This is a genomic window from Variovorax sp. PCZ-1, from assembly GCF_018413605.1.
Classification (GTDB): domain Bacteria; phylum Pseudomonadota; class Gammaproteobacteria; order Burkholderiales; family Burkholderiaceae_C; genus JANMDU01.
The window spans coordinates 2,037,467-2,062,318 of sequence record NZ_JAHCDN010000001.1; the positions used below are offsets into that span (position 1 = coordinate 2,037,467).

The following is a 24,852-nucleotide window of genomic DNA, read 5'->3' on the forward strand; positions in this document are numbered from 1 at the left end:
AGAACAAGATGCTAGAAATCGACTGCCCTTTCTGCGGCACGCGCGCAGAAACAGAATTCACACACGGCGGAGAGGGCGGGATTGCCCGCCCGCCGAACACCGAGACGATGAGCGATGAAGCTTGGGGCGATTACGTCTTCATGCGCAAAAACATCAAAGGCCTGCGCCATGAGCAATGGCGGCACAGCAGTGGCTGTGGCCGCTGGTTCAATGCGCTGCGCGATACGGTGACATATCAATTTCATGCCACCTGGAAGATCGGTGAAGACATGCCTGCTTTGAAAGCCAAAGAAGGAGCGGCGCCATGAGCTTCGTGCCATCACGTTTACCAAACGGCGGACGCATTGACCGCAGCCGTACTATACGCTTCACTTTTGATAGCAAACAATACAATGGATATGCCGGCGACACCCTTGCTTCGGCACTATTAGCTAATGGCGTGACGCTTGTCGCACGCAGCTGGAAATACCACCGTCCACGCGGCTTGTTGGGCGCTGGCGTGGAAGAGCCCAATGCGCTGGTGCAATTGCACGAAGGCGCGCGCACTGTGCCCAATGCGCGCATGACCGAAGTGATCTTGAGCGAAGGCTTGGTCGCTCACAGCATCCATGCCAGCCCTTCTCTTGCCTTCGATTGGCGCGCGATCAATGGCTTCATATCGCGCTTGATCCCCGCCGGCTTCTATTACAAAACCTTCATGGCCTCGCAGCGCGCGTGGCACTTTTTTGAAAAGCACATTCGCAAAGCGAGTGGCTTGGGCGCATCGCCCACCGTGGCTGACCCTGATGTGTATGACAAACAATTCGCTCATACCGATGTGTTGGTGGTCGGTGGCGGTGCGGCTGGCTTGGCAGCGGCGCTTGCAGCATCGCGCGACGGCAAGCGCGTGATGCTCTGCGATGAGCAGGCCGAGCTCGGCGGCTGGCTGCTCACCAGCCGAGAGCAGATTCACGGACAAAAAGCATCGTCATGGCTCACGCAAACTTTGCAAGCCTTGCGCGAATCGCCTGATGTGACTTTGCTTCCGCGCAGCACTGCCTTCGGCTACCAAGATCACAACTTGGTCACGCTGATTGAACGCAAGCATGATGGCGTGCCGCAAAGCGAGACCAAGGGCTATCGCGAGCGCTTATGGCGAGTGCGCGCAAAGCAAGTGATCTTGGCGACAGGTGCACATGAGCGCCCCATGGTATTTGCCAACAATGATCTGCCCGGCGTGATGCTCGCTAGCGCAGCAGCCGTCTATACGCAGCGCTATGCGATTCGCTTGGCCGCCAATGCCATCGTCTTCACCAACAACGACAGCGCTTACGAAGGCGCTATCGCTTTGAAGGAAAGCGGTGCGAGTGTGCGTGTGGTGGATGCCCGCGCACAGCCTAGTGGCGAGTTCACCCAACGCGCACGCACTCTCGGTATTGACATCTTGGCAGGCCATGTGGTCACACAAGCTCTGGGCAAAAAGCATATCAATGGTGTGCAGGTGCAAGCGATCAATGCGCAAGACCAGATCACAGGCTCAGCTCAAACCATGGCTTGCGATCTGCTGGCCACCTCGGGCGGTTTCAGCCCTGTCATTCATCTGCATTCCCAGGCTGGCAGTAAAGCGGTGTGGAGCGATGAGCAATTGGCCTTCATTCCCGGCAAAGCCATACAAGGCGAGCGCAGTGCAGGCTCATGCCGTGGTGCGTTCAGCCTGCAGGCTGCTGCACACGATGGCGCAGATAGTGGCGCAGGAAAATCGCAGCAAAGCCCAGCCACGCCGCATCTGCGCGAGCTCTGGCTCGTGCCCCATGCGCTGCCGGCCAGCCGCGCACCCAAGCAGTTCGTAGATTTTCAAAACGACGTAACAGCAGCTGACATCAGATTAGCCACCCGCGAAGGCTTTGAATCTATCGAACACGTCAAGCGCTACACCGCCCTCGGCTTCGGAACAGACCAAGGCAAAACCGGCAACATCAACGGCATGGGCATCGTGGCGCAAGCGCTTGGCAAACCCATACCCGCCGTGGGCACGACCACTTTCCGCCCCAACTACACGCCCGTGACTTTCGGCGCATTGGCTGGCCTAGAGCTTGGCGATGGTTTTGATCCAATGCGCATCACGCCGATGCACTCTTGGCATGTGAAGCACGGCGCAAGGTTTGAAGACGTGGGGCAATGGAAACGCGCTTGGTATTTCCCGAAAGCAGGCGAAGACTTGCATGCAGCCGTCAAACGCGAGGTGCTTGCTGTGCGCAACGCCGTCGGCACGCTCGATGCTTCCACACTCGGCAAGATCGATATCCAAGGCCCTGATGCTGCCACCCTGCTCAACTGGGTGTATTCCAATGCTTGGAGCAAGCTCGAAGTGGGAAAATGCCGCTACGGCTTGATGCTCGATGAAAACGGCATGGTGTTTGACGATGGCGTAACCGTGCGCTTGGCTGAAAACCATTTCCTCATGCACACCACCACCGGCGGCGCAGCGCGCGTGCTCGCATGGCTGGAGCGCTGGTTGCAAACCGAATGGCCGCATTTGAAGGTGTATCTCACCAGCGTGACCGATCATTGGGCAACCACAGCACTGGCTGGCCCAAAAAGCCGCGAGCTGTTGCAAAAGCTGTGCACCGATGTTGATTTTGATGATGCGGCGTTTCCCTTCATGTCGTACCGAGAAGGTACGGTGGCTGGCGTGAAGGCTCGCATCATGCGCATCAGCTTCTCGGGCGAGCGCAGCTATGAGGTGAATGTGCCTGCTGCTCAAGGCTTGCAAGTTTGGCAAGCGATTCACGAAGCCGGTCAGCCGTTGGGTATCACACCCTACGGCACGGAGACGATGCACGTGCTGCGTGCAGAAAAAGGTTTCATCATCGTGGGGCAGGATACCGATGGCTCAGTCACTCCGATTGACCTCGGCATGGGCGGCATGGTAGCGAAGACCAAAGACTTTTTAGGCAAACGGTCGCTGTCCCGCTCAGACACCGTGCGCACTGACCGCAAGCAGCTCGTGGGTTTACTCACGCATGATGAAAAGTTTGTGTTGCCCGAAGGTGCGCAAATCTTGGAGGCCGACCCAGCGCAAATCCCAGCCGGTCAGCTTGTGCCGATGGCTGGGCATGTGACATCAAGCTATTTCAGCCCTACCCTTAACCGCAGCATCGCCATGGCCTTGGTGAAATCCGGCCACAGCCGCACTGGGCAAAGCATCCGCGTGGGCATGCGCGATGGCTCGAGCGTGATGGCCACCATTTCCAGCCCTGTCTTCTTCGACCCTCAAGCGGAGCGTCAAAATGCCTGATCCTGTGCAAAATCTTCACATCCATTGGCAAACCGATCTCAGCGTGCTCAGCCTGCGCGGCGAAGGCACGGCGATTGCTCAAGGCGTCGAGCGCGCCTTAGGTCTTGCCCTGCCTTCCAGCACCAACACCACACATCAACAAGGCGACATTCGCCTCGTTTGGGTCAGCCCCGATGATTGCTTTGTGATCGCACCGTCCGCGCAGGCGGCAAAGCTCGAAGCAGCGTTGCGCGAAGCATTGCAAGCCCAACATTTCGCCGTCACCGATGTCAGCAGTGGTTATTTTTTGCTTTCACTAGCCGGCGCAGGTGCGCGCAGCATGCTCGCACAAGGTTGTCCTCTAGATTTGCATCCAAAGAATTTTGCTTTAGGTCAATGCGCAGGCAGCCATTTCTTTAAAGCATCAGTGTGGCTGTGGCCAGCATCCGACTCGACTGCTGAACCCAAATTTGAATTACTCATACGCCGCAGCTTTGCGTCGTATGTCGACACCATGATCAACAAAGCCTCGCTTGAATGCAAGGTGGAACGCTCAGGCCAGGAGATTGAAGCTTATGCATGACCTCACCACTGCACATCGCTACGCCATCACGTTAGAAGCTGCGAGCGCACGCGGACAAGTGGCCGCCATCACTGCTCTGTTGGAGCAACATGGCGCTTACATTGAAGAGCTTTCCGTTTTTGATGACGAGCTCAGCCAACGCTTTTATTTGCGCTGCGTGTTTCGCGTAGAAACTCAGGCAGGCACAGGTTTTGATTTAGCAGCCTTGCGCGATCAGTATGCGGCATGGCTTCAATCGCAGCAAGATGCCAAAGGCCGTGTCGCCTCTCTATCTGAGCCAGCCCGAGTGCTCATTATGGTCTCCAAGGCCGATCATTGCTTGCAAGAAATTCTGGCGCAATGGCGGCGCGATGAGTTGCCGATGAAGATCGTTGCTATCGCGTCTAACCACAAAGATTTAGAACCCTTGGCACAAGCCCATGGCATCCCCTTTCATCATCTGCCCATCACCCCAGAGACCAAACCAGAGCAAGAAGCGAAGCTGCTGCAATTGCTGGAGCAGTATCAAGCGCAATGGGTCGTGCTTGCGCGCTACATGCAAGTGCTCTCGCCTGCCATGTGTGAGCGCCTCAAAGGCAGTGCCATCAATATCCATCACTCTTTCCTGCCCGGTTTCAAAGGCGCGCGGCCTTACGAGCAAGCGCACGCACGCGGCGTGAAGATGATCGGCGCGACAGCGCATTTCGTCACCATCGATCTCGACGAAGGTCCGATCATTGAGCAAGAAGTCCAGCGCGTGGATCACAGCGCCAAGCCGCAACAACTGCAAAGCATTGGCCGCCATTTAGAGAGCTTGGTGCTCTCACGCGCGCTCAGCTATGTGCTGGAGCACCGCGTGTTTCTGAATGGACAGCGCGTTGTCGTTTTGCGTTAAACGTCAATCGCTATATTTTTAATAGCACTCTGCGCAGGTTGTATGCCGGCGAAGTGCTCAAAAGCCTCTTGGTTTTCCAGCTGAAGCCTGCTCAGGCTTGATGGGCGTAGATCTGCTTCCAGATCGACACTTCGTCGAAGGTGATCCACTCATTGGTCACGCGGCCTTGTGTGACGTGAGCATGCGATAAACCCATCATGTACAGCGTCGCACCCGTGGGCTGGCCGAAATGCCCCCAACCGGTGTGTGTGCCGGAGAGTGACCAGCGCGCGGCGATGCGCAAGGGCTGCTCGGCATCGCGATTGATGAAAGCGCTGTGGACTGTTAGCTTGGCATCGGGCATCGAGGCCAAATAGCCGATGATGAAGCGATCAATATCGGCGTGGCCATAGCGGATATCGCCGCCTGGGGCGTAGAGATTTGCGCCGTTGAAATACACATCTTTGATGGCAGCTGTGTTCTTCTCGTTCCAAATATCGTGCAGGCCTTGCACGTATTTCGCCACAGCTGGGTCTGCGTCAACCTTGACGGGGCACTGTGTGGGTTGATCATGCTCCGGCTTGAAAAAGCTTAACTGTTTGCCCGCTTGCAGTTCAACATCAGCTTGGATACGAGCCATCTCTTGAGCAGTCGTGCCCATGCAGTTGGCAAATGCAGCTTGATCGCGCACCAGCCATTCTTCCACCACCACTTGGTCACGCACCCAGCAATCCGCAATGATGCGGCTGCGTACTGGGCGGCTAGTAGCTTTGCCATAGATGCCATCTCCGGTGTGCGTCATCACCGAGACGAGGCGATGCGAGGAGAGAAACGAGCCATCGGCATACGGCTGCCAAATCACATCTTCACCAATCAGCTGGCGGTCTGGAAACTGATGCAAGGTTTGCAGGGTTTGCGCTGTGACGCCTTGGTTGGAGCCTGTGTAGCCTGTGGGTGCGCGCAGTTTGATGTTAGGAGCGTAGTATTTGTCGAGCTTGGCGCCGATGCCTCGGTCTTCCCAAATTTCACGCGTGATGCCGTAGATGAAATCCGGCACATTTTGGTAAGGGCGAAGGTCGTGAAGCATGCTGCAAGTCTCCTTTTGTCACGATTATGCGGCAAACCGAAATGAATATGTATGCATTGCCCTGCTGATATTTTGTCTAAGGCAAAAATAGCTCTGAAATCTAGGGTATTCACGGATTATTCAAAACTATAAAGTTCATATGATGCATTCGTATGCAAACCCTAAGGCAGTCATCATGACCATTCGTTACCTCAAGCGCGGAAAAGACGCGCAAGCCAAATCTGAAGCCGATGCCAAAGTGCGCGCCACTGTGGAAGGCATTTTGAAAGACATCGAAGCGCGCGGCGACGAGGCCGTGCGCGAATACAGCAAAAAATTCGACAACTGGGAGCCAGCGGACTTTCGCCTCTCGCAGGCAGACATTGAAAAAGCCGTGAAATCTCTTTCTGCGCGCGAGACAGAGGACATCCAGTTTGCGCAAAAGCAAATCCGCAAGTTCGCCACTGCTCAGCTTCACAGCATGAAAGAGGTCGAGATCGAGACAATGCCTGGCGTGATACTGGGTCATAAGCATGTGCCGATGAGTGCAGTGGGCTGCTATGTGCCAGGTGGCAAATACCCCATGATCGCTTCTGCGCACATGAGCGTGCTCACGGCTAAGGTGGCGGGTGTGAAGCGCATCGTCTCCACTGCGCCCACCTTCCAAGGTGCGCCACATCCGGCCATCGTGACCGCGATGCATTTCGCTGGCGCAGATGAAATTCTCACGCTCGGTGGCGTGCAAGCGGTCGCTGCGATGGCGATTGGCACGCAATCGATCAAACCAGTGGATATGCTGGTGGGCCCCGGCAATATGTTTGTGGCCGAAGCCAAGCGCCAGCTCTTTGGCCGCGTCGGCATTGATTTGTTTGCTGGCCCTACCGAGACTTTGGTGATTGCAGATGAAACTGTGGATGGCGAAATTTGCGCCGTAGATTTACTCGGCCAAGGCGAGCATGGCCCGACATCGCCTGTGGTGCTACTCACCAACAGCGAGAAGCTAGCGAAAGAAACCATCGCAGAAGTTGAGCGCCAGCTCAAAATCTTACCCACTGCGGGCATTGCCGCTTTAAGCTGGGCAGAGTTTGGCGAAGTGATTGTGTGTGATACCTACGAAGAAATGCTAGCGATGGCCGACGAGCTCGCCTCTGAGCATGTGCAAATCATGACGAGCCGCGACGATTGGTTTGCCACCCACATGCAAAACTACGGCGCGCATTTCATCGGCCCGCGCACCAATGTAGCCTATGGCGACAAAGTGATTGGCACGAACCACACCCTTCCCACCAACAAAGCTGCTCGCTACACCGGTGGCCTTTGGGTGGGCAAATTCCTCAAAACCTGCACCTATCAAAAAGTCACCACCAATGAAGCCAGTGCCCTAATCGGCGAATACTGCTCACGCTTGTGCCATATGGAAAACTTCGCAGGCCATGGCGAGCAAGCCAACATCCGCGTGCGCCGCTATGGCACGCGAGATGAGGTGCCTTGGTATGAGCCCGTGCCCGCGCTGGCTTGATCCATTGGCTTGATCTTTGCAACAGCCAAGCTTTATGAAGACTCCCAGCTTCCGCCTCGATGGCAAGCGCGCTTTGGTCACAGGCGGCTCCAAAGGCATTGGCTTGGCCGCTGCGCATGCGCTGGTGCAGGCGGGCGCGGAAGTGGTGATCGCGGCACGCAATACTCCTGAATTGATAGCAGCTTGCGCAGATATTACGCCGGCGAGTGGCCTAAAAGACCCAAAAATCAGCTATCAAACTGTGGATGTGCTCGACAGCGGCGCAGTGAATCAACTCTTTGCCTCCAAAGGCGTATTTGACATCGTGATCAACAATGCCGGTACGAATCGCCCCAAGCTAATTGAAGACAGTAGCGATGAGGATTTGGATGCCGTCATTGATCTGAATGTGAAAGCTGCGTTCTATGTCTTGCGTGCCGCTGCGCGAAGCTTGAAGTTAGCTGGTAAGTCAGGTAGCTTGATCAATATCTCATCGCAAATGGGTCACGTCGGCGGCCCCAAGCGAGCGATGTATTGTGCGAGCAAGCATGCGCTGGAAGGCATGACAAAAGCCTTAGCTTGGGAATTGGGGGGGCATGGCATTCGGGTGAACTCCATTTGCCCGACCTTCATTGAAACGGAGCTGACATCTCCCATGCTCTCCGATCCTGATTTCAAATCATTTGTGACCAGCAAAATAGCGCTCGGGCGCGTTGGGAAACTGGAAGAAATCATGGGTGCCGTCGTCTTTTTAGCCAGCGATGCATCCAGCCTGATGACGGGCAGTGCCTTGATGCTGGATGGCGGTTGGACTGCGAGCTAAGCTATGGTTAAAGCGGCCACATCCATCGACGTTGCTAAGCTGGCTGGCGTGAGTCAATCTGCTGTGAGCCGCACTTACACGCCGGGCGCGAGTGTGGCTGAGACGACGCGAAGCAAGGTTATGGATGCCGCCCGCAAACTCGGCTACCGTCCCAACGCGATTGCGCGTACGCTGATCACCCGCAAGAGCCGCATGATCGCTGTCGTGGCTTCTTATCTCGACAATCAGTTTTATCCTGTTGTCATTGAAAAGCTTTCCAAGCGCCTCCAAGACGATGGCTACCACGTGTTGCTCTTCATTGCAGAAGCACATCAAGAAGCCGATGAGCTGCTGATGCAGCTCATGCAATACCACGTTGATGGCATTGTGTTGCTCAGTGCAACGCTCTCATCGGGCCTAGCCAAAGATTGTGCGGATGCAGGCATTCCCGTGATTTTGTTTAACCGTATTGCCCAAGCAGGTGGTACGGTGAATTCTGTGGCGAGTGATAACGAAGCCGGCGGCCGCATGGCAGCCCAAGCCCTGCTCGCTGCTGGGCACAAACGCATCGGCTATATCGCTGGCATGGAAGACTCATCGACCAACCGAGACCGCGAGGCGGGCTTCAACGCGGAGCTGGCCGCTGCTGGCCATCGCGTTTTTGCGCGAACCGTGGGCCACTACAGCTTTGAGGGCGCTCAGATCGCGGCAAGGCAAATGTTTCAATCCAAGGATGCAAAGCAGCGCCCCAGCGCCGTGTTTGTGGCCAACGATCACATGGCGATTGCCGTGATGGACACACTGCGTAGCGAGCTTCAATTGCGCGTGCCGCAAGATGTGGCTGTAATCGGTTTTGATAACGTGCCCCAAGCCGCATGGGGTGGCTATTCACTCTCCAGCATTGAGCAAGATGCGCAAGCCATGATTGAAGCAACGGCGCGCATCATGCTGGAGCAAATCCAAGACGATACTGCACAGGCGCAGCATGTGTACTTGCCTGTGCGGTTGATTGAACGTGGCTCCACAGCTCACGTTCTAGGGAAATCGGCATGAACCCACTGAATACGACGCCTGCATATCACACCAGCGCAGCCATGCAAGGCTTTCACGCTGAATTCAAGAATTTGGACGATTACATCCGAGTCATCACAGATCGCATTTGGGAAGGTCGCCAGATCGAGACGATTCGAGATTACTACTCTGACCCATGTGGTGTGATCACGCCTGCTGGCGCGACGACGGATGTGCAAAGTGTGATTGATGGCACGAAGGCCACGCTCGCCCAATTTCCTGACCGCAGGCTACTCGCAGAAGACGTGATTGAAGCGGGCGATGCGCAGACGGGTTTTTTATCGTCGCACCGCATTATCAGCACCATGACACATTTGGGCGATGGTAATTTCGGCAAAGCCACGGGCAAAAAAATCCACGTACGCACTGTGGCCGATTGCGTCTGCAAGGACAATCGTATCGTGCATGAATGGTTGGTACGAGATCAAGGCGCGATTGCTCTTGCTGTGGGCAGCACACCGCAAGAGATGGCAAAGCAATGGCTAGCCGCACGCAGCAAACCACTGCTTCCCCAACGCCTGTCTGCCGCGCCCATCTGGTGGCGCAACCCAATGAGCAACTCCCCTGTAGCTCAGAGCTATGCCGTATCGGTTGGCCAGATGCTGACTGGCAAAGCTGTAGATATCACGCTCTATGATGAAGCTGCATGCCATATGGGACCTGTGAACTCTACGCATTACGGCCGCCAAGAAATTCAAGGCTTTTATGCCTCTATCGCCCGCAGTATCAGCGCAAGCAGCTATGAAATTGAGAGCATCACCTTCATGCCCGCGAGCAGCAGCGCTGGCCGCCCGCCTCGCGTAGCACTGCGATGGCGCTTAAAGGGGCAGCACACAGGCGTTGGTCGCTACAGTGCTGAGGCACGTAATCAGCTCGATATCTTAGGTATCAACCACGCAGAGTTCGTCAAAATTAATAACACTTGGCAAGTGCATCGTGAATGGGTTTTGATCGACGATGTCGCAGTATGGATGCAAGTGCTTGATAACACAGCTTCCCAAAAATAAAGGCAATCATGGCTCGCGTACAACTCAAACACATCGCTAAATCTTGGGTCTCCAGCGGAAAAACTTCCGTAGGCGTGAAAGAAATGTCACTTGATATCGCTGACGGTGAATTCCTAGTTTTGCTCGGCCCTTCCGGCTGCGGTAAGACCACGACCATGCGCATGGTCGCAGGCTTGGAAGATGCGACCCAAGGCGAAATTTGGATTGGTGATCGCAAAGTCAACGATTTGGAGCCCAAGGATCGCGATGTCGCCATGGTCTTCCAGAGCTATGGCCTGTATCCGAACATGACCGTGTACGAAAACATCAGCTTCCCACTGCGCATCCGCGGCACGAAACCCTCTGAGATTGACCCAGCTGTGAAACGCGCCGCTGAAAAAGTGGAGCTCATGGATTTTCTGGATCGTCGCCCGAAAGAGCTCTCAGGCGGCCAGCGGCAGCGCGTGGCTCTGGCTCGCGCCATCGTGCGCCAGCCAGCGGTCTTTCTGATGGATGAGCCCTTGAGTAACTTGGATGCCAAGCTTCGCGTCTCCATGCGCTCTCATATTAAGCATCTGCACCACGAACTGAAAACCACCACGATCTACGTGACACACGATCAGATTGAAGCCATGACGCTGGCTGATCGCGTGGTGGTGATGAGCAAAGCCGAAGTGCAGCAAATTGGGACGCCCGAGCAAATTTATGGTGACCCCGCCAACCTTTTCGTCGCAAGCTTCATCGGCAACCCCTCGATGAACCTGATCAATGGCAAGCTCGACAATGGCGCTTTTGTAGCAGAGGGCATACGCATAGAAGGCATGGGGCAGGGAAGCCATGAAAAAGTGGTGCTTGGCGTGCGCGCGGAAGACCTGATGCTCGCAAACACCGACATCGCCAACATACGCGGCGACGTATTCTCCTTTGAGTTGACTGGCGATGCCACCCTGATCACTTTGCAATGCGGTACGCAGCGTATTACGGCACGCTCAAGTAAAGAATTCAGGGCAGGCATTGGCGAGAAACTTCAGTTTTTAGCCGCGCCCGAGCGCAGCTATTTGTTCGATGGTCAGACGCAGAACCGGCTGCGTTTTGATCGCTCTTGATACCCTCCCGGTTTTTTATTGGAGTACACCCATGAAAGCACTGACCATCCGTCGCACTCTGCTCGCAGCAGCTGCTCTCGCTGTCGCCCTTCCTATGACAGCGCAAGCGCGTTGCGATAAATTGATCAACCCCAAAGCTGGCGAGATCAACATCATCGGCGCGACCTTCCCCGCGCTGCAACACATTGCCAAAGAGATGGAAACCTGCACACAAAGCGGCGTGAAAGTTTCTTTCAAAATGTCTTCGAACAACCGCGTGGAAACCGAGCAGGCTTTCGCTACTGCAGGCCCCTCGCCTTTTGATGCAGCTGTCGTCTCTGGTGGCGTTTTCTCTGCCTTGCAGGGCAAAAGCCAACTGCAGCCGATGACAGACTTGGTTGAAAAATACAGAACCAAATACAAAATCGAAGAGAACATGCTCGTGCGTGTGAACGGCCAGGTGATGGGTATTGCCTTCATGCAAAACTCGCTCAATCTCTACTACCGCAAAGACTTGTTTGACAAGCACGGCATCAAAGTACCCACCACTTATGCAGAAATGCTCGCCGCTGCCAAAGTGCTGAAAGAAAAAGAGCCCAGCGTTCAGTACCCCATCGCTCAAACCTTCGCCAAAGGCTGGGACAGCGGCAAAGAATTCATTGACCTCTACGTCGGCATGGGCGGCAAGCTCTTCAAGGCTGGCAGCGCTCAGCCTGATTTCAACAGCGAGATCGGCGTGCGTACGTTGGATCTCATGAAATCTATGACGCCTTTCATGACCCCTAACTTCCTCGCCTCTAACAGCGATGATGTGACCAACCAATTCCAGCAAGGCCAAGCTGCCATGGGTGTGTTCTGGGCATCGCGTGGCGCGCGTATGGATGATCCAGCTGTCTCCAAAGTAGTCGGCAAGATTGAGTTCGCCGCAGCGCCTGCAGCAGTTGCCGGCGGCAAGCCAGCCAGCCACATGTGGTGGGATGGCGTGGTGATGCCTAAAAACATGAAGGGCGACCGCGACACGGTATTCCAAGTGCTGATGGAAGCGCTGGATGAAGATACCACCCGCAAAGGCAACGACTTGGCCACTTGGGTGCGCTCTGTGTACAAGCCTACCCGCTTTGCCTCCGGCGTCGCTGCAAACGCAAAAGGTGGCACGCCCGTTTGGCCAACCGAGCCCTATGCTGGCTTGGCTCACAGCGAGCTGGGTAAAGTCGTGGCTGATGTCTTGGCTGGCACCACGCCCGCTAAAGCTGCGCTCGATACCGCCGCTGCAGCATACGTTCGCGTGGCCACAGAGCAAGGCTTCATCAAGTAATTGACTTGATGACTGTTCAAGTGCCATGAAAACATCCACCTTCGCGCGCTTCGTTGCGCCCTCCGTGCTCTTGATGCTGGCCTTGCTGGCCATGCCGTTGGCGGTGACGTTCTATCTGTCGGTGCGTAACTGCACCTTTGACATGGAAACCGTCACGATTCAGCAGTCAGGCCCGTTCGGCAGCACGGAGACGACCACGCAGCGCGCGCGGGTGGATGCGAACGGCAAACCCATTCAAAATTGCAAGTTTGTTGGAACGGCGTATTTCAAATCCGTGCTCGGCTTGACTGGCGCGAGCGGGCAAACTTCTGCCTCTTCCCAAGAGCCGCCAGCCGACACCGCTGCAACTGGCAATACCGGCTCAAGTAACGCTGCAAAAGCTGCCGCCAGCAAGAATTCGCAAGAATTCATCGGCGCTTTGCGCTTTACCTTGCTCTACACCTTGGTCACCACGCCTTTGGTGATCATCTTTGGATTTTTCATTGCTTTGGGTGTGCATCATTCCGCGCAACGCCTCAAAGCGGTTTTCATCACCGTATCTCTGCTGCCCTTCATCATCACGCCCATCGTCGGCGCATTAGCCATCAAATGGTTGTTCCGAGATGGCGGCTTGGTGCCGCATGTGCTCTCGCAGTTTGGCTTGTCGATTTATTGGATGGCCGAGGCTTGGTCGGCGCGCCTACTCGTAATTCTGTATGGCGTTTGGCAGAGCACGCCCTTTGCTTTCATCGTTTTTTATGCGGGCTTGCAGTCCGTACCGCAAGACTCGCTGGAGGCCGCCACGATTGATGGCGCCACGCGTTGGCAAAAGCTGATCTACATTACCCTGCCCCACATGATGCCGCTGGTCCTCTTTGTGGCATTGATCAAGATCATGGATTCGTATCGCGTGTTTGAGCCCGTGGTGGTGCTCACCCAAGGCGCATTCACCACAAGTGTGCAATACCTCACCTATCACATCCTCTCGGTGGAAAACAATCCTTACAAAGCGAGCGCATCGGCAGTGCTCACCACTTTAGGCATTGGCATCCTCATCATTCCGATGCTTTACAAAACCTGGAAGGAGCAGCGCAGCGGTCGTTGATATCAACAAAGCTCGTGCATACGCTATGAAAAAGAATCCCCTTCCCCTGCAAATGCTGATCTACGGCGGACTGGCTTTTTGGCTCGTGATTGCGAGTATCCCCGTGCTGTGGACAGCGATTATTTCGCTGCGTCAATACGTGGATGCGTTCTCTATTCCGCTCAAATGGATCGCGCCCATCACGCTAGAAAACTACACCACGCTGTGGATCGACAAAGGCTTTTCGCGCAACTTCATGAACACGCTGATCGTCACCTTCGGTACAGTGACTATTTCTCTGACCGTGGGTTGCCTCGCAGGCTACGCGCTCTCGCGCTATCGCGGCAGCTTGGGCTTTTGGCTGCTCATCATCGCCCTCGTCTTCCGCTCACTGCCGCACTCTACTTTGCTGCCCTCGTTTTACGTGATCTTCGACGCTTTAGGTGTTCGCAACGAATATTTCTCCTTGATCTTGGTCTTGGTGGCCATCAATCAGCCGTTCACGATTTGGATGCTGCGCAGCTTCTTCGTGAACATTCCACAGGAGCTGGATGAAGCGGCGTTGGTGGATGGTTGCTCACGTTTGCAGGCTTTTCGTAAAGTGATCATCCCGGTCATGTGGCCCGGCGTGATCACCACTGGCCTGTTTAGCTTCTTGCTAGCCTACAACGACTTTTTGCTGAGCATTTCGCTTGTGAATGCCGCCAAGCAAACCATGCCAGCGGCGATATCGAACGCGATTTTTGCTGAGAGCGAGCTGCTGTTGATGCAAGGCGTGGCAGGCGCTGTGAGCATCACGATTCCGCTCATCATCTTGGTCGTCTTGTTCCAGCGTCAAATCGTGTCGGGCCTGACGCAAGGTGCTGTTAAGGGCTGATTCGCTTAGCTTGTGCCGTGCTGCCTACTGTTTTTCTACTTCCCGGTACGCTCTGCGATGGCCGTATTTTCAAGGCTCAGCAGCGTGCGCTGCGCGGCAAGGCGCATCTCATCTGCGCCAACTACGCGGGCATGAAAGATCGCTCGCAATGGCTGCGCCAATGGCTTGCGCGGCTGCCTGAAAAATTCTATGTCGCGGGCTTCTCGCTGGGTGGCTTGCTCGCGCTCGAACTCTTGCGTATGGCCAAAGACCGCGTGTTGGGCATCGCGCTGATTGCCAGTAATGCGCAGAGTGCCAGCGTTAAAGCGCAGCGCAAGAGCGCCATGCTGCGCCGCTTGTGGCTAGAACGTGGGCCAGCGGTGGTGGCTCGATTGGTGAAGCCCGCGTATTTTCACCATGATGCCAAGCGCAGAAAGTTTGAAAAGCTGGTGTTTGACATGGCTTTGCGCACACCCAAGCAAAGCGCATTTGAAGAATTTGCTTGGGCTGCAGAGCGGCCCGATGGTTTGCACACCTTGCGTGACTACTCGGGCAAAGTGCTCGCTGTGAGCGGTGCGCAAGATCGCCTCTGCCCGCGCGCTTGGCAGCAAGCCATGCAGGCGGCGCAGCCGCGCATGCAATGGCGCGAGATTGCACGCTGTGGGCATTTCCTGCCTCTTGAAGCACCCGCTCGTTTGAATTCAGCGCTACACCATTGGATTTTTGATCAAAAACAGCTTCCGCCCGGCATATATTCTGCGTAGAGTGCTATCATTTTAGGACTAATCATGACCCCTCATTTCACCCCCGAAGAGCTACAAGCACGCTTTATTCCCGCCGCAGGTTTGCGCTACAGCACCGATGCCTTCATTGATTACCGCATTCCCGGCTGCGGCCCCAAGAAGAATTACGCTCTGATCGGCCCGGGCGTCTCGCAAAACCCGAATCAACCCGTGAGCCTGCGCGAAAAGCACGGCTTTCAAGTCGGCGGTGTGGCCATGGGGCCGGGCGTGACAAATCCTCCGCATATGCACTTCACGGCGGAGGTCTTCATCTGCACGCGCGGCAGCTTCTCGTTGCATTGGGGCTTCAATCCTGAGCGACTGGAATATGGAATTAGCGAAGGCGATATTGCCTCGATTCCCACTTGGATTTATCGCGGCTTCCAGAGCCATGGCACGAAGGACGGTGGCGAAGGCTTCATGTTCACAGGCCTCGGGCAAGACGACACAGGCGGCATTCTTTGGGGGGCGGCCACACTAGAAGCTGCGCGAGAGCAAGGGGTGCATCTCACGGAGGATTACCAAATCATTGACGAGCATTTGGGCGGCAAATGGACCGACGATATGAAGCGCCTGCAGCCAATGACACCTCAAGAGGTGAGCCAACTGCGCACATGGAGCCCAGAGCAAATGCGCCAGCGCGTAGTGAAATTTGCAGAACTCGATTGGTCAGCTCGCGCCTTACTCGACAGCGCCTTGCCCGGCTGCGGCGCATCCATTGCACCAGTGATTGGCCACGGCATGAGCGCTGAGCGCAATCATCTCGCACCCATCATGAACTCGCATGGCTTTTCGGTTGAGTGGCTGAAAATTCCAGCAGGCGGCAGTGTGAGCTGCCATCAGCTCTCCTCCAAGCAGGTGCTGGCTGTCTATCAAGGGAATATCGAGATTTATATACAAAATGAGCCATTCGCCGGCATAGAATCTGCGCAGAGTGCTACTCAATTTATAGCAGAAGGCAATGCGCAAGGCAATGCGCAAGGCAACGACAGCTATGCCATGCCAGCCAGCGTGTGGCGCGCCTATCGCAATACTGGCAGCACTGAAGCTGTGATACTCGTAATGACACCTGGCGATGAGCGCAAGCGCATCACTTGGGCTCCTGAAGTAACAGCAGCCGCCGCGCAAGCAGGCTGGGGCATTGATGCCAATGGCTATGTGGGTCTCAAACGCTACATTGATCGCTCGCAAAGATAAACTCCCCGCTCATTCCCAGTTCAAAGAAAAATTCATATGACCAACCGCATCCTCACCACCCATGTCGGCAGCCTGCCGCGCCCGCAGCGCGTTGTCGACCAGCTCTTCGCGCAAGACGCCAATCTCAATTACAACGAAGCGACGTTTGACAGCGTGATGATCGCTGAGACCGATGCCGTGGTCGCGGCGCAAGTCGATGCGAAGGTCGATATCGTGAGCGATGGCGAGATGAGCAAGATCAGCTACGCCACCTACATCCGCCACCGCCTCACGGGTTTCGAGATTGGCGAGATGCCGCGCGCAACTCCTCGTGACCTCGATGATTTTCCTGATTTCAAAGAGCGCTTGGCCAAATTGGGCGCGACGCCGAAATACCACCGCCCGATTTGTACAGGCCCTATTGCTGTGAAAGACTTGAGCGGCCTGCACAAAGACATTGCCAATTTGCAAGGTGCGGTGAAAAAAGCTGGAGCCAAGCGTGCCTTCATGAATGCAGCCAGCCCCGGCGTGATCGCCGTGTTTCAGCCTAACAAATACTACGCCTCGCATGAAAAATATTTGGAAGCATTGGCTAATGCGATGCAAACCGAATACGAAGCCATCGTGGCTGCTGGCTTAGATTTACAAATCGACGCGCCAGATCTCGGCATGGGTCGCCACATCAAATTTCGTGACGATACGGAAGAAGAGTTTTTGCGCAACGCCAACTTGCAAGTCGAAGCGCTCAACCACGCACTGAAAAATATTCCAGCCGAACGCATCCGCATGCACATCTGCTGGGGCAATTACGAAGGCCCGCATCATCACGACATTGGTTTGGAGCGTGTACTCTCCTTGGTCTGCAAAGCCAAGCCCGCCACAATTTTGTTTGAAGGCGCAAACCCACGCCACGCACATGAATGGGAAGTGTGGAGCGATGCCCAGAAAAAAGGCCTCGTACCCGACAACAAAATCCTCTGCCCCGGCGTGCTCGATTCCACCAACAACTTCATCGAGCACCCTCGCCTCGTGGCGCAGCGCCTCCTGCAATACGCCAACATCGTGGGCCGTGACCGCGTGATCGCCGGCACAGATTGCGGCTTCGGCACCTTCGCGGGTTTTGGCGCAGTGCATCCGCCCATCGCCTATGCGAAACTCAAGAGCATGGCCGACGGTGCTGCGATGGCTTCTGCGCAACTCTGGCCCTAGTCTTGGAAATTAATCATGATCCACCCCATCGATGCTCAACTGCGCGCCCTCTTCCAAAGCGGCAAACCTATACGAGGCCTCTTCAATGGCTTGGCTTCACCTGCTTTGGTCGAGATGACAGCCTTCGCTGGTTATGACTTCACCATCATCGACAACGAGCATGGCAGTGCCGGCCTGGAGACGACTGAGCATATGCTTCGCGCTGCTCGCGCCAGCGGCCTGCCTGCTCTGGTGCGCTGCCTTGAGCACGACATCGCTCGCACCCTGGATGCCGGCGCAAGTGGCCTGCAAATCCCCATGATCCGAGATGCAGAGCATGCCAAACAGATCGCCGATAAAGTGCGTTACCCACGCTCCACAGGCTACGCAGGCATAAGCGGCCAACGCGGTTGCGCGTATTCCGTGCGCGCGGCAGGCTACGGCGCTTTCGGTGGTGTAACCCATAACGAAAAGAGCAACCAAGACGTCATGCTCGTGCTCATGCTAGAGACCGTGCCTGCGATTGAAGCCGCCTTTGAGATTGCCTCTACGCCTGGTGTCGATGCCGTCTTCATTGGCCCCAACGATCTTGCGCACAGCATGGGCTACGAAAATCGGTTTCAAGATCCAGCCGTGCAAGCCATGATTGAAAAAGGCGTGAAGGGCATTGCTCGCTCCGGCAAATGCGCCGGCGTCCTTGCGCTCACGCCTGAAGACGAGCAGCGTTATGCGAGCTGGGGCGCACGTTACTTCGCCAGTGTGATCACCGGCATCCTGACCAAAGCCCTCAAAGACAACGCAAGTGCAGGTCGCGGCGATGTGGTGACAAAGATCAGTTACTAAGCCGTTTCACTGATTTAAACTCATGCCATGACGAGTATCGTGGTGATGGGAGTGGCCGGTTGCGGTAAATCGACTTTTGGGCAGGCGCTTGCCGCGCAACTGAATTTGCCTTGGATCGAAGGTGATGACTTTCACAGCTCGGCGAGCAGGTCAAAAATGCAGGCCGGCATCCCACTGGATGATGCCGACCGCGCTGGCTGGCTACAAACTCTGGTGCAACAAATCCATCATCATCCACAAGGTTGCGTTATCGGTTGCTCTGCGCTCAAGAGGAGCTACAGAGACACCCTGCGCCAGGCAGGTGACTTACGCTTTGCCTACCTGCGCCTGACGCGCGAGGAATCGCAGAGACGCGTCAGTAGCCGCGAAGGGCATTTCTTCTCAGACACTTTGGTAGAGAGCCAGTTTGCCACCTTGGAAGAGCCACAATCAGAAAGCGATGTCATCACGCTGGATGCCGCGCAGGTGACAACTCTGCTCATTCAACATACCCTCACACAACTGCGTGGCTCTGCGAATCAGGCATAATTACTTTAAGCTTAAAGTATTTTCTTTCGATTTCTTCGGAGCTGTTCATGGCCAAACCACAAAAGTCCCCTTTCAGTTGGGAAGATCCCTTCAACCTGAGCGCACAGCTCACAGAAGATGAGCGCCAGGTGCAAGATGCTGCCCGCGCCTATTGCCAAGACAAGCTGGCCAGCCGCGTGGTCGAAGCCTTCCGCCATGAAAAGACTGACCCTGCTATCTTCCGCGAAATGGGCGAACTAGGCCTCTTGGGTGCAACCATCCCTGAGCAATATGGCGGAGCTGGCTTGAACTATGTGTGCTACGGCCTCGTTGCCCGCGAAGTCGAGCGCGTTGATTCCGGCTACCGCTCCATGATGAGCGTGCAAAGCTCTCTCGTGATGGTGCCCATCAACGAATTCGGCACCGAAGCGCAAAAGCAAAAATACCTGCCCAAGCTCGCTACTGGTGAATACATCGGCTGCTTCGGCTTAACAGAACCGAATCACGGCTCCGACCCAGCGAGCATGATCACCCGCGCCCGCAAAGTGGCTGGTGGTTACTCGCTCACCGGCAACAAGATGTGGATCTCCAACAGCCCATTTGCCGATGTGTTCGTCGTCTGGGCGAAAGATGATGAAGGCGCAATTCGCGGATTCGTGCTCGAAAAAGGCTGGAAGGGTCTTTCAGCGCCAGCAGTTCACGGCAAAGTCGGCCTCAAAGCCTCGCTCACCGGCGAAATCGTGATGGACAACGTCTTCTGCCCCGAAGAAAACGCCTTCCCCGAAGTGCGCGGCTTGAAGGGCCCGTTCACCTGCCTCAACTCAGCCCGCTATGGCATAGCCTGGGGCGCACTCGGTGCAGCGGAAGATTGCTACGCCCGAGCCCGCCAATACACCCTAGACCGCCAACAATTCGGCCGCCCACTCGCTGCCAACCAGCTCATCCAAAAGAAACTCGCCGACATGCTGACTGAGATCAGCCTCGGCCTGCAAGGCTGCCTGCGCCTGGGAAGAATGAAAGACGAAGGCATTGCCAACGTCGAGCTCACCTCCATCTTGAAGCGCAACTCCTGCGGCAAAGCGCTCGACATCGCCCGTATGGCGCGCGACATGATGGGCGGCAATGGCATCTCCGATGAATTCGGTGTCGCTCGCCATTTGGTGAACCTCGAAGTCGTGAACACCTACGAAGGCACGCATGATATTCATGCGCTGATCCTCGGGCGTGCGATCACGGGCATCGCCGCCTTTAGCAACTAAACGCTATGAATTGAGGAGCACTCTGAGCAGTATTTATGCCGCCTACAGAGTGCTTTGACTCAATTTTTAGGGTTCCATCGCCATCGCACGAATTGCTTCCTTCGTGCCAATTGTGCCCAAGAATTGGGCTGCGCCTGACTTGAGATCCAAGGTGTACAAGCGTGTGCCCTTCAACTCTTTGCCGCTCAATGCTGCAAAAGCCACATCGCTAAGCGCTTGAATATCAAAGGCTGCATCTTCGAAATTCACGCCTAACTTGCCCACGGTGAAAAGCTGTCCCGTGTTGGGCGATATGGCTGGCGTTGTGCCTTCGCGCGAGCCTTGAATCGCGAGTGCGCCCGTCGCAGCATCAAGCACATAGTTCGTCGTGATTTGTGGATTGGCTTTGTTGTAGCTGTAAGCTGCGCCGATCACCAGAGGCTTTTTGCCAGCGTTCATGTCAGTTGCAGCGTAAGCTAGGGGTGCGTCAATCTGTACACCTTCGACGTTGGGATTGCTATCCACGACAGTGCCGGTGTCTGGATGCAGACGCAGGTTTTGCGTTGTGTTGTTGATCACGCGGATGCGGTCCACCGTGGGATTGAAATCGAAACCAAACATCGCGCCTTCCAGCTTCACGGCAAATGGATTCGCCCCAACAGGCGTGAGCTGTGCGGTGTCTTCATTCAAAGTGTAGAGACGCCCGCTGCTGCCCAAGGCATAGAGGGTGTCTTTGGAAACGCGGTAATCAATTCCTAAAATCGTTTCGCCAGCAGCCAAGCCCTTGATGGCCATACTCTCCAAAATCTTCTGCGGCTGACCGGCGTTGAATTTGATGAGCTGATGTGAAGCTGTTACAGCGACAGCCTTCTCAGCGCGAGTTGGCCCCATGGTCTCAGACGGCATGCTGGCGCAGCCAGCCAGCACGGCTGCGGCGGCCAGCGCGAGGGCATGGCGCCCCAGGCCAGCAGTCAATCGGGTATTCATAGCGGGTTGGGTCATGGTGTTTCCTTCTGATGCAGGTTGTATTGAAAACGCAGTCTCACTTAACTGCAGATCTTGATACGTGGCTAACAGCCACCTGGATTCACTTTTCTGCACAGGGATTTACGCAGCTGGCGCATGCATTGATGCTATTCGTGACATAGTTCGCAAATGATTAAAAGATTTGCTTTTCTTCTTTCTGCTTTGCTGGCTGCAAGTGCCACACAAGCCGCCAACCTCTGCGCCGGTCTGGCCAGTTATCCTGTGCAACCCCTGATCGGCGGCAAGGCCTTCGATTTGTGCAAAATCGAAACCAAGGCTGCCAAAGCCGTGCTTGTGGTGAACACCGCAAGCCAATGCGGTTTCACACCGCAGTACGAGGGCTTGGAAAAGCTACACCAGCGCTTCAAAGCCCAGGGCTTGCTGCTGGTGGGTATTCCAGCCAACGATTTCGGTGCTCAAGAAAAAAGCAGCAACAAAGACATCGCCCAGTTTTGCCAGATTAACTACGGTGTGAGCTTCACCGTTGCCGAAAAACTGCAAACGCCGATTGGCAAAGACCCCTTGTTTGCACGACTGACTGCGGCTTCTGGCAAAGCGCCAGGCTGGAATTTTCATAAATACCTGGTCAACGCCAAAGGCCAAGTGCAAAGCTTTGATTCAGCGATCGAACCTTTATCTCCCGTCCTCATATCCGCCGTGCAGTCTGCGCTCAAACCCTAAGTCTTGAAGCTTCCTTCAGGCCCGATAATCAAGCCATGTCCGAGCGTGTCATACCCCTTTTCGATCAACGCCTAGCTGCTTTCAAGGCGGAGCTTCCTGCGCACAAGATCAGTGCAAGCGGGCTGCTGGGCGATGCCCTAGGTCGCCCGTTGCGAGATTTACGCATCAGCGTCACAGATCGCTGTAACTTCCGTTGCGCTTATTGCATGCCTAAGGAAGTGTTTGACAAAGACTACGCCTATTTGCCGCAAAATGCCCTCCTTTCCTTTGAGGAGATTGCGCGGACTGCTCGCCTTTTTGTAGCACATGGCGTGCGTAAATTGCGCTTAACGGGCGGCGAACCGCTGCTGCGCAAGAACATTGAAGTGCTGATCAATATGCTCGCAGCGATTGAAACGCCAGATGGCGAGCCACTTGATATCACGCTGACCACCAACGGTAGCCTGCTGCGCAAAAAGGCTCAGCTCTTGAAAGATGCAGGTCTCAAGCGCCTTACCGTGAGTTTGGATGGCCTGGACGACGCGACCTTTCGCAAGATGAACGATGTCGATTACCCTGTCGCCGATGTGTTGGATGGCATTGAAGCTGCGCGTGCAGTGGGCTTCCAAAGCATCAAGGTCAATATGGTCGTGCAACGCGGTACAAACGATGCACAGATTCTGCCCATGGCGCGTCACTTCAAAGGCACGGGCGTCACGCTGCGCTTCATCGAGTACATGGACGTGGGCGCGACCAATGGCTGGCGCATGGATCAGGTGCTGCCATCGCGCGAAGTAATGCAACGTATTCATTCCGAGCTTCCACTTGTGCAATTGGAGCCAAGCGCGCCTGGCGAGACCGCTGAGCGCTGGGGCTACTCTGATACAGACGGCAAATACGACAAGGCGCAAGGCGAAATCGGCCTGATCAGCTCCGTCACACAAGCCTTCTGCGGTGATTGCAATCGCGCACGCCTGTCTACTGACGGCAAACTCTACCTCTGCCTCTTCGCCACTCAAGGCCACGATCTGCGCAGCCTCATTCGCAGCGGCGCCAGCGATGAAGACATCATCTCGGCCATCGGCCACATCTGGCAAAAGCGAGACGATCGCTATTCCCAACTCCGCAGCGAAATGCCCTTTGATACCTCCACAGGCGCGCGCAAGGTGGAAATGAGCTACATCGGGGGCTAGAAAATGGCGTGGTTGAAATGGCTGCGCGGCCGCCAAGGCACGGGCTACGACAAAATGCTCTTGGCTACCGCTCGCTGGCCGTTGCCCTTTGATTGCTATTTGCTGCGCTACCCGCAAGGGTCAGCGATTCCGCCACACACTGATCCCGTCACAGACAAACGACACTATCGGCTCAATATCGTCGTCAAGCGCGCAGTTGAAGGCGGCGATTTTCTCTGCGCCACACCCATCTTCGCAACAGCGCGTATCAAACTTTTCCGCCCCGACGCTTGCGAGCATGCCGTGAGTGAAGTCAAAAAGGGCTCACGCTATGTGTTTTCTTTGGGCTGGGTGCTGCCCAGTCAAGTGACTCGCTGATGAAGCTTTGGGATTCACCGGTCAAGATGCTGATTCGTGTCGGTGTGATTTTGCTGATCGCTGTTGCAGCAGTGCCCATGTGGCGCAATGCCGCGCTGGCCTACGCCCTTCCCAAGACTGGGTTCACCACGGGCGCAGATGCGCGTGTTTTAACGCAAGATGGACAAGTCGCGCTTGCATTGAGTCAACTGGTCAACAAACATTTGCCTACCGCAAAAGATCATGTGGAGAAAATACAAGGTTACACCCTCGACAAGCCTTTGAAAATCTACGTTTTTAACAGCGAGATTGACTACATGCGAATGGGTGGCTGCCCTCAAGGCTCCAGAGCATGTGTATTTGGCAGTCAGTTGTCTCTGGCGCCTAAGCTGATGAGCGAGCCCGATACCGTTTTGTCTATCCTCACACATGAGCTCTCGCATGTGCTCTTGCAGCAGCGTATGGGCACATGGAAAATCTCTCGCATCCCACCTTGGTTTTTAGAAGGTCTGGCTGTGATGGTCTCCGATGGTGGCGGCAGTGAAGGCGTTGGTCCGCAAGAAGCGGCGCAAGCCATCCAATCTGGCCAGCGCTTCACACCAGATATGAGCAAAAACTGGCTGTCGCAGAAAACGGCCTATCACTACAATTTGCCACCACGTCTGTTTTACCGTCAAAGCGCACTTTTCGTGCAACATCTCAAGACAACACATCCCAGTAGCTTCGATGACATGATGCGCCGCTTGCATGCAGGCATGGGTTTTCATGAAGCGTTTCAGCGCTCTTTTGCGCAAACCGTTGAAGTGCTGTGGGAAGAGTTTTTGAAAACACAAGGAGTTAGACAATGACCACGATCACCGCCATCGTCTTAGCCGGCGGCCGAGGCTCGCGTATGGGCGGGGTTGATAAGGGTTTGCAGAATTTTCGCGGCATGCCTCTCGTGATGCATGCGCTGATGCGTTTGCAGATGCAAGAGGGCGCGCTCATTGGCCAAAGTATGGTCAATGCGAATCGGAATTTATCGGCTTATGAGTCGATGGGCGTCTCGGTCTGGCCGGACGCTTCGCCCGATGAGTTTGCCGGGCCTCTGGCTGGCTTTCTCACGGGGCTAGAGCGCTGCGAATCACCCTACTTGCTCACCGTCCCCTGCGATACCCCTCTTTTTCCGCTGGATCTGGCGCAGCGATTGATGAACGCGTTGGTGGCAGAGCAAGCCGATATCGCCGTTGCAAGCGCCCCTGAAACCGATGACGCAGGCCAAACGCGCACGCGCCCTCAACCTGTGTTTTGTTTACTGAAAGCCCAGCTCATGGAAAGTTTGGTTGCTTTCATGCAAAGCGGTGGTCGCAAAATTGATGCATGGACAGCACAACACCGCGTCGCTCATGTGGCGTTTGATGGGGATCAAGACGACCGACAAGCTTTTGCCAACGTGAACACCTTGCAAGAGCTTCATGCTTTAGAGTGAA

25 protein-coding genes are annotated in these 24,852 nt (G+C 55.4%); 23 read left to right on the plus strand and 2 right to left on the minus strand.

Annotated features, from left to right (window positions below; genetic code table 11):
- Window positions 1-8: 8 nt before the first annotated feature.
- Genes KIH26_RS09810 through purU form a run of 4 tightly spaced genes read left to right on the plus strand, consistent with a single transcriptional unit; the run spans window position 9 to window position 4,713 of the window.
- The gene (locus KIH26_RS09810; RefSeq protein WP_213444441.1) at window positions 9-308 is read left to right on the plus strand and encodes a sarcosine oxidase subunit delta; all 300 of its coding nucleotides are present in this window, start codon (window positions 9-11) and stop codon (window positions 306-308) included.
- Window positions 305-3,277: a sarcosine oxidase subunit alpha family protein gene (locus KIH26_RS09815; protein ID WP_213444442.1), complete on the plus strand. Its 2,973-nt coding sequence runs from the start codon at window positions 305-307 to the stop codon at window positions 3,275-3,277. Before KIH26_RS09810 ends, KIH26_RS09815 begins: the two co-directional genes overlap by 4 nt.
- Window positions 3,270-3,839 (plus strand): sarcosine oxidase subunit gamma, encoded by a 570-nt coding sequence (locus KIH26_RS09820; RefSeq protein ID WP_213444444.1) that lies wholly within the window; start codon window positions 3,270-3,272, stop codon window positions 3,837-3,839. The genes KIH26_RS09815 and KIH26_RS09820 overlap by 8 nt, the downstream gene beginning before the upstream one ends.
- Window positions 3,832-4,713: a formyltetrahydrofolate deformylase gene (gene purU, locus KIH26_RS09825; protein ID WP_213444446.1), complete on the plus strand. Its 882-nt coding sequence runs from the start codon at window positions 3,832-3,834 to the stop codon at window positions 4,711-4,713. The genes KIH26_RS09820 and purU overlap by 8 nt, the downstream gene beginning before the upstream one ends.
- A gap of 91 nt (window positions 4,714-4,804) precedes the next feature.
- Here the strand turns inward: purU and KIH26_RS09830 are convergent, their stop codons facing one another.
- Complete coding sequence (locus KIH26_RS09830; protein ID WP_213444448.1) at window positions 4,805-5,779, minus strand: nuclear transport factor 2 family protein; 975 nt, start codon at window positions 5,777-5,779, stop codon at window positions 4,805-4,807.
- A 175-nt stretch (window positions 5,780-5,954) separates the two neighbouring features.
- On the opposite strand from KIH26_RS09830, the gene hisD reads away from it, so the two are divergent.
- The 14 genes from hisD to KIH26_RS09900 are packed head-to-tail and all read left to right on the plus strand — an operon-like array spanning window position 5,955 to window position 20,189.
- Window positions 5,955-7,277 carry a histidinol dehydrogenase gene (hisD, locus tag KIH26_RS09835; protein ID WP_213444449.1) on the plus strand — a complete coding sequence of 441 codons (1,323 nt, stop codon included), beginning with the start codon at window positions 5,955-5,957 and terminating at the stop codon, window positions 7,275-7,277.
- A 34-nt stretch (window positions 7,278-7,311) separates the two neighbouring features.
- Window positions 7,312-8,079, plus strand: coding sequence for an SDR family NAD(P)-dependent oxidoreductase (locus tag KIH26_RS09840; protein ID WP_213444451.1), 768 nt, complete (start codon window positions 7,312-7,314; stop codon window positions 8,077-8,079).
- Window positions 8,080-8,082: 3 nt separating this feature from the next.
- The gene (locus tag KIH26_RS09845; RefSeq protein ID WP_213444453.1) at window positions 8,083-9,111 is read left to right on the plus strand and encodes a LacI family DNA-binding transcriptional regulator; all 1,029 of its coding nucleotides are present in this window, start codon (window positions 8,083-8,085) and stop codon (window positions 9,109-9,111) included.
- The gene (locus KIH26_RS09850) at window positions 9,108-10,136 is read left to right on the plus strand and encodes an ester cyclase (protein WP_213444455.1); all 1,029 of its coding nucleotides are present in this window, start codon (window positions 9,108-9,110) and stop codon (window positions 10,134-10,136) included. The genes KIH26_RS09845 and KIH26_RS09850 overlap by 4 nt, the downstream gene beginning before the upstream one ends.
- Before the next feature lie 8 nt (window positions 10,137-10,144).
- Entirely contained in the window at window positions 10,145-11,221 is a 1,077-nt protein-coding gene (locus tag KIH26_RS09855) for an ABC transporter ATP-binding protein (protein ID WP_213444457.1), read from the plus strand.
- Window positions 11,222-11,252: 31 nt separating this feature from the next.
- A complete protein-coding gene (locus tag KIH26_RS09860) occupies window positions 11,253-12,515 on the plus strand; it encodes an ABC transporter substrate-binding protein (protein WP_213444459.1) in 1,263 nt (420 codons plus the stop codon).
- 25 nt (window positions 12,516-12,540) lie between these two features.
- Window positions 12,541-13,599: a carbohydrate ABC transporter permease gene (locus KIH26_RS09865; RefSeq protein ID WP_213444461.1), complete on the plus strand. Its 1,059-nt coding sequence runs from the start codon at window positions 12,541-12,543 to the stop codon at window positions 13,597-13,599.
- Between the two features lie 25 nt (window positions 13,600-13,624).
- Entirely contained in the window at window positions 13,625-14,455 is an 831-nt protein-coding gene (locus KIH26_RS09870) for a carbohydrate ABC transporter permease (protein ID WP_213444463.1), read from the plus strand.
- Window positions 14,456-14,472: 17 nt separating this feature from the next.
- Window positions 14,473-15,198 carry an alpha/beta fold hydrolase gene (locus KIH26_RS09875; protein ID WP_213444464.1) on the plus strand — a complete coding sequence of 242 codons (726 nt, stop codon included), beginning with the start codon at window positions 14,473-14,475 and terminating at the stop codon, window positions 15,196-15,198.
- A gap of 24 nt (window positions 15,199-15,222) precedes the next feature.
- The gene (locus KIH26_RS09880) at window positions 15,223-16,413 is read left to right on the plus strand and encodes a cupin domain-containing protein (RefSeq protein ID WP_213444466.1); all 1,191 of its coding nucleotides are present in this window, start codon (window positions 15,223-15,225) and stop codon (window positions 16,411-16,413) included.
- Window positions 16,414-16,449: 36 nt separating this feature from the next.
- A complete protein-coding gene (locus KIH26_RS09885; protein ID WP_213444468.1) occupies window positions 16,450-17,601 on the plus strand; it encodes a cobalamin-independent methionine synthase II family protein in 1,152 nt (383 codons plus the stop codon).
- A gap of 15 nt (window positions 17,602-17,616) precedes the next feature.
- Complete coding sequence (locus KIH26_RS09890; protein ID WP_213444470.1) at window positions 17,617-18,423, plus strand: HpcH/HpaI aldolase family protein; 807 nt, start codon at window positions 17,617-17,619, stop codon at window positions 18,421-18,423.
- A gap of 27 nt (window positions 18,424-18,450) precedes the next feature.
- Window positions 18,451-18,951, plus strand: a complete 501-nt coding sequence (locus KIH26_RS09895; protein ID WP_249661025.1) for a gluconokinase — start codon at window positions 18,451-18,453, stop codon at window positions 18,949-18,951.
- A 47-nt stretch (window positions 18,952-18,998) separates the two neighbouring features.
- Window positions 18,999-20,189 carry an acyl-CoA dehydrogenase gene (locus KIH26_RS09900; protein ID WP_213444472.1) on the plus strand — a complete coding sequence of 397 codons (1,191 nt, stop codon included), beginning with the start codon at window positions 18,999-19,001 and terminating at the stop codon, window positions 20,187-20,189.
- A 66-nt stretch (window positions 20,190-20,255) separates the two neighbouring features.
- Here the strand turns inward: KIH26_RS09900 and KIH26_RS09905 are convergent, their stop codons facing one another.
- Window positions 20,256-21,170 carry a DUF4394 domain-containing protein gene (locus KIH26_RS09905; protein ID WP_249661027.1) on the minus strand — a complete coding sequence of 305 codons (915 nt, stop codon included), beginning with the start codon at window positions 21,168-21,170 and terminating at the stop codon, window positions 20,256-20,258.
- Between the two features lie 153 nt (window positions 21,171-21,323).
- Here KIH26_RS09905 and KIH26_RS09910 point away from each other — a divergent pair, with 153 nt between their 5' ends.
- From KIH26_RS09910 to mobA, 5 genes are read left to right on the plus strand one after another with little or no spacing between them, the layout of a single operon-like run.
- Window positions 21,324-21,875 (plus strand): glutathione peroxidase, encoded by a 552-nt coding sequence (locus tag KIH26_RS09910; protein ID WP_213444474.1) that lies wholly within the window; start codon window positions 21,324-21,326, stop codon window positions 21,873-21,875.
- Between the two features lie 35 nt (window positions 21,876-21,910).
- Window positions 21,911-23,047 carry a GTP 3',8-cyclase MoaA gene (gene moaA, locus KIH26_RS09915; protein WP_213444476.1) on the plus strand — a complete coding sequence of 379 codons (1,137 nt, stop codon included), beginning with the start codon at window positions 21,911-21,913 and terminating at the stop codon, window positions 23,045-23,047.
- 3 nt (window positions 23,048-23,050) lie between these two features.
- On the plus strand, window positions 23,051-23,404 hold the full coding sequence (locus tag KIH26_RS09920) for a 2OG-Fe(II) oxygenase family protein (RefSeq protein ID WP_213444478.1): 354 nt from the start codon (window positions 23,051-23,053) through the stop codon (window positions 23,402-23,404).
- The gene (locus KIH26_RS09925) at window positions 23,404-24,231 is read left to right on the plus strand and encodes a hypothetical protein (protein WP_213444480.1); all 828 of its coding nucleotides are present in this window, start codon (window positions 23,404-23,406) and stop codon (window positions 24,229-24,231) included. The genes KIH26_RS09920 and KIH26_RS09925 overlap by 1 nt, the downstream gene beginning before the upstream one ends.
- Window positions 24,228-24,851: a molybdenum cofactor guanylyltransferase MobA gene (gene mobA / locus KIH26_RS09930; RefSeq protein WP_213444482.1), complete on the plus strand. Its 624-nt coding sequence runs from the start codon at window positions 24,228-24,230 to the stop codon at window positions 24,849-24,851. Before KIH26_RS09925 ends, mobA begins: the two co-directional genes overlap by 4 nt.
- The last annotated feature ends 1 nt before the right edge of the window (window position 24,852 follow it).

What these genes read in the sequence shown, in the direction of transcription:
- KIH26_RS09870 (WP_213444463.1), top strand. Translation starts at nt 13,625, where the DNA reads ATGAAAAAGAATCCCCTTCCCCTGCAAATGCTGATCTACGGCGGACTG.
- KIH26_RS09840 (WP_213444451.1), top strand. Translation starts at nt 7,312, where the DNA reads ATGAAGACTCCCAGCTTCCGCCTCGATGGCAAGCGCGCTTTGGTCACA.
- mobA (WP_213444482.1), top strand. Translation starts at nt 24,228, where the DNA reads ATGACCACGATCACCGCCATCGTCTTAGCCGGCGGCCGAGGCTCGCGT.
- KIH26_RS09865 (WP_213444461.1), top strand. Translation starts at nt 12,541, where the DNA reads ATGAAAACATCCACCTTCGCGCGCTTCGTTGCGCCCTCCGTGCTCTTG.
- KIH26_RS09925 (WP_213444480.1), top strand. Translation starts at nt 23,404, where the DNA reads ATGAAGCTTTGGGATTCACCGGTCAAGATGCTGATTCGTGTCGGTGTG.
- KIH26_RS09895 (WP_249661025.1), top strand. Translation starts at nt 18,451, where the DNA reads ATGACGAGTATCGTGGTGATGGGAGTGGCCGGTTGCGGTAAATCGACT.
- moaA (WP_213444476.1), top strand. Translation starts at nt 21,911, where the DNA reads ATGTCCGAGCGTGTCATACCCCTTTTCGATCAACGCCTAGCTGCTTTC.
- KIH26_RS09810 (WP_213444441.1), top strand. Translation starts at nt 9, where the DNA reads ATGCTAGAAATCGACTGCCCTTTCTGCGGCACGCGCGCAGAAACAGAA.
- KIH26_RS09900 (WP_213444472.1), top strand. Translation starts at nt 18,999, where the DNA reads ATGGCCAAACCACAAAAGTCCCCTTTCAGTTGGGAAGATCCCTTCAAC.
- purU (WP_213444446.1), top strand. Translation starts at nt 3,832, where the DNA reads ATGCATGACCTCACCACTGCACATCGCTACGCCATCACGTTAGAAGCT.
- KIH26_RS09890 (WP_213444470.1), top strand. Translation starts at nt 17,617, where the DNA reads ATGATCCACCCCATCGATGCTCAACTGCGCGCCCTCTTCCAAAGCGGC.
- KIH26_RS09815 (WP_213444442.1), top strand. Translation starts at nt 305, where the DNA reads ATGAGCTTCGTGCCATCACGTTTACCAAACGGCGGACGCATTGACCGC.
- KIH26_RS09910 (WP_213444474.1), top strand. Translation starts at nt 21,324, where the DNA reads ATGATTAAAAGATTTGCTTTTCTTCTTTCTGCTTTGCTGGCTGCAAGT.
- KIH26_RS09905 (WP_249661027.1), bottom strand. Translation starts at nt 21,170, where the DNA reads ATGACCCAACCCGCTATGAATACCCGATTGACTGCTGGCCTGGGGCGC.
- KIH26_RS09920 (WP_213444478.1), top strand. Translation starts at nt 23,051, where the DNA reads ATGGCGTGGTTGAAATGGCTGCGCGGCCGCCAAGGCACGGGCTACGAC.
- hisD (WP_213444449.1), top strand. Translation starts at nt 5,955, where the DNA reads ATGACCATTCGTTACCTCAAGCGCGGAAAAGACGCGCAAGCCAAATCT.
- KIH26_RS09830 (WP_213444448.1), bottom strand. Translation starts at nt 5,779, where the DNA reads ATGCTTCACGACCTTCGCCCTTACCAAAATGTGCCGGATTTCATCTAC.
- KIH26_RS09820 (WP_213444444.1), top strand. Translation starts at nt 3,270, where the DNA reads ATGCCTGATCCTGTGCAAAATCTTCACATCCATTGGCAAACCGATCTC.
- KIH26_RS09880 (WP_213444466.1), top strand. Translation starts at nt 15,223, where the DNA reads ATGACCCCTCATTTCACCCCCGAAGAGCTACAAGCACGCTTTATTCCC.
- KIH26_RS09855 (WP_213444457.1), top strand. Translation starts at nt 10,145, where the DNA reads ATGGCTCGCGTACAACTCAAACACATCGCTAAATCTTGGGTCTCCAGC.
- KIH26_RS09885 (WP_213444468.1), top strand. Translation starts at nt 16,450, where the DNA reads ATGACCAACCGCATCCTCACCACCCATGTCGGCAGCCTGCCGCGCCCG.
- KIH26_RS09850 (WP_213444455.1), top strand. Translation starts at nt 9,108, where the DNA reads ATGAACCCACTGAATACGACGCCTGCATATCACACCAGCGCAGCCATG.
- KIH26_RS09845 (WP_213444453.1), top strand. Translation starts at nt 8,083, where the DNA reads ATGGTTAAAGCGGCCACATCCATCGACGTTGCTAAGCTGGCTGGCGTG.
- KIH26_RS09860 (WP_213444459.1), top strand. Translation starts at nt 11,253, where the DNA reads ATGAAAGCACTGACCATCCGTCGCACTCTGCTCGCAGCAGCTGCTCTC.